The 2252-nt window shown below is 41.4% G+C and carries 3 protein-coding genes; 1 reads left to right on the top strand and 2 read right to left on the bottom strand.

The window, feature by feature from the left end; genetic code table 11:
* Positions 1–258: 258 nt before the first annotated feature.
* Entirely contained in the window at positions 259–741 is a 483-nt protein-coding gene (locus AC973_RS00860; RefSeq protein WP_048726047.1) for a PepSY domain-containing protein, read from the bottom strand.
* A 107-nt stretch (positions 742–848) separates the two neighbouring features.
* On the bottom strand, positions 849–1643 hold the full coding sequence (locus AC973_RS00855) for a carbon-nitrogen family hydrolase (protein WP_225968897.1): 795 nt from the start codon (positions 1641–1643) through the stop codon (positions 849–851).
* 272 nt (positions 1644–1915) lie between these two features.
* Here AC973_RS00855 and AC973_RS00850 point away from each other — a divergent pair, with 272 nt between their 5' ends.
* Positions 1916–2230, top strand: coding sequence for a metal ABC transporter solute-binding protein, Zn/Mn family (locus AC973_RS00850; RefSeq protein ID WP_048726040.1), 315 nt, complete (start codon positions 1916–1918; stop codon positions 2228–2230).
* Positions 2231–2252 lie beyond the last annotated feature (22 nt).

Here is a 2252-nt window from a genome sequence, read left to right as displayed (position 1 = left end):
GCCTTAGTTAAATAGCTTAGACCGCTGTTTTGCTTTGAAATAAGTGGAACAAGTCATGAGCGTTCCTAGAAACACGCCATTTTAATGGCGTTGTAGTTCATTATAGAAAAGAAATCAGAAAAATACTAGCAAACAGGACTCGCTCCGTCCGAAAGAAATCAAGCATTTAAGCGTCTATTATCTTTATCCAAAATAAACTTTCCCAAACGAAAAAGGTGGCCTACTCAAGTACCACCTTTTCTAAATGATGTATGCTAATTAGTTATCTTTTTCAACATTTAAGATATTACCTGTTGTTGCGTCGATATCATACGCATATTCCCGGTCACCATCTATAGTAAATTCAATTTCATAATGGGCAACGTCATCGTAATCATCATCATCGTCATCCACATCATCTAATTCAATTTCACGTTCTGTTAAGGCATCTTCAGTTAGACCAGCGTCGTCTAAAGCAATTTGCCACGCTTCATCTTCAGAAATGAATTCTCCTGAAGCAGCTTGGTTGGCTTCACTTGAGCCTGCACTCTCATTGCTACCATCTGCATTGTCATCCGCGTCGTCACCTGACGTATCTTCTGAACTAGGTACCGTTTCAGAGCTTGTTTCAGTTGAAGAAGCTTCTTGGCTGGTTGTTTCAGCTGTTTCGCTTGTAGTCGTATCTTCTTGACCACTGTTACCGCATGCCGCAAGCAAGAATACTGAAGCGAATAATGTTAGCGCACCTGTTTTTAATTTCATGGAATCTCCCTTTCGTTAAGCATAGTGTCGACTACTATAGTTAGCGTGATCGCCAATCTTTTATACATTATAACATATAGAAAAACAGCTTCAAATATTTTTATCACTTATATATTATAGATGTCTGGTCTTCGGTCATTAAAGACGTTAATCGATGACCGAATACCTTCAATAACAGAAAGGTCTATCTCACCGTATTTTACGCCTACTTGTAAATCAGGAGAAACAACATACTCGCCCCAAGGATCAATGATGGCTGAATGACCGCCATATAAAGCCTCTTCGTCCCCATTAACCGGTCCTCTTGAATTAGCCGATACGACAAACAACTGGTTTTCGATTGCCCGTGCCCGTCCCAAAGTATCCCAATGTAAATTCCGGACTTCAGGCCAAGCAGCCGGTGCAAATACAATCTGTGCATCCGCTAAGGCTAAAGCCCGCACCCACTCAGGGAATCGCAAGTCATAACAAGTCACAATCCCGCATTTGACCCCGTCCAATTCAAAGGTCACACTCGCTTCACCCGCTTCAAAATAACCATTTTCCTTGGCCGGTGAGAATAAATGGGCCTTATCGTAAGCTGCAATCTCTTGCCCTTTTCGGTTATAGATATAGGCCGTATTAAATAGCTTGTCACCACGCCTATTGGCCACCGAACCCCCAACCACATTGACTTGGTAGTTTTTAGCGAATTGGCTTAAAAATTGACGACTCACCTTGCCATCCTCGTCCGCTCGCTCTTTTACGTCTTCCGGTAAGAAGGATGTATTCCATAATTCTGGCAGCACAATCACATCCGGTTGATTGGCCGTCGCTTCTACCATCAACGCTTGAATTGTTTGAAAATTCTCTGCCACCTGGCTTTGTTGTAAGGCTGCTTGTACAATCGCAATTTTCATCATATTCCTCCTAATAACCCTTTTACCCATTATATATGAGTCCCTTCCAAAAGTAATTTAAAGGGCTTAATTTCTTGGAAAAAGAGCCTTCGTGGTCTATATGACGGACATTTCATGTAAATTTTAGTTGACTACTTGATCCGCCATATGATAAATTACCGGCATCAAATCGTAACCATTACGATTTACTTACTTTGCCCCTGGCTAAGGCAAAAAATATATTGGGTACCCAAATACATGTGATTGAATATTATTTTGGAAAAGAGGATGCATTGATGAATAAGAGTTTGACATTCGCTTTAATGACCTTAACGGGAGCTGCCCTTTTGGCGGCATGTGGACAAGCAAATACTGAGGCAGTTGCGGGAAATGACGGGGGCAAATTAGAAATTGCAACAACGATATACCCTGTTTATGCCTTCACAAAAGAAATTGTTGGCGACCATGCTGACGTGAGTTTAATGGTACCAGCGGGCACAGAAGCCCATGATTATGAACCTTCTGCAAAACAAATTGCGGCCCTAAACGAATCAGATGTCCTAATTTACCACAATCAACTACTCTCTGTTAAAACAGAGAGTTTGTCCTAAACATGGTGGTTGTACAAACGAT

This window comes from Carnobacterium sp. 1290_CSPC, assembly GCF_001053265.1.
GTDB lineage: Bacteria > Bacillota > Bacilli > Lactobacillales > Aerococcaceae > Aerococcus > Aerococcus urinaeequi.
Note: the sequence above shows the minus strand (reverse complement) of the source record. Positions and strands in the feature narration are given on the sequence as shown.

Bases quoted from the DNA above. Each gene is read 5' to 3' on its own strand.
- AC973_RS00860 (WP_048726047.1), bottom strand. From the start codon at position 741: ATGAAATTAAAAACAGGTGCGCTAACATTATTCGCTTCAGTATTCTTG.
- AC973_RS00855 (WP_225968897.1), bottom strand. From the start codon at position 1,643: ATGATGAAAATTGCGATTGTACAAGCAGCCTTACAACAAAGCCAGGTG.
- AC973_RS00850 (WP_048726040.1), top strand. From the start codon at position 1,916: ATGAATAAGAGTTTGACATTCGCTTTAATGACCTTAACGGGAGCTGCC.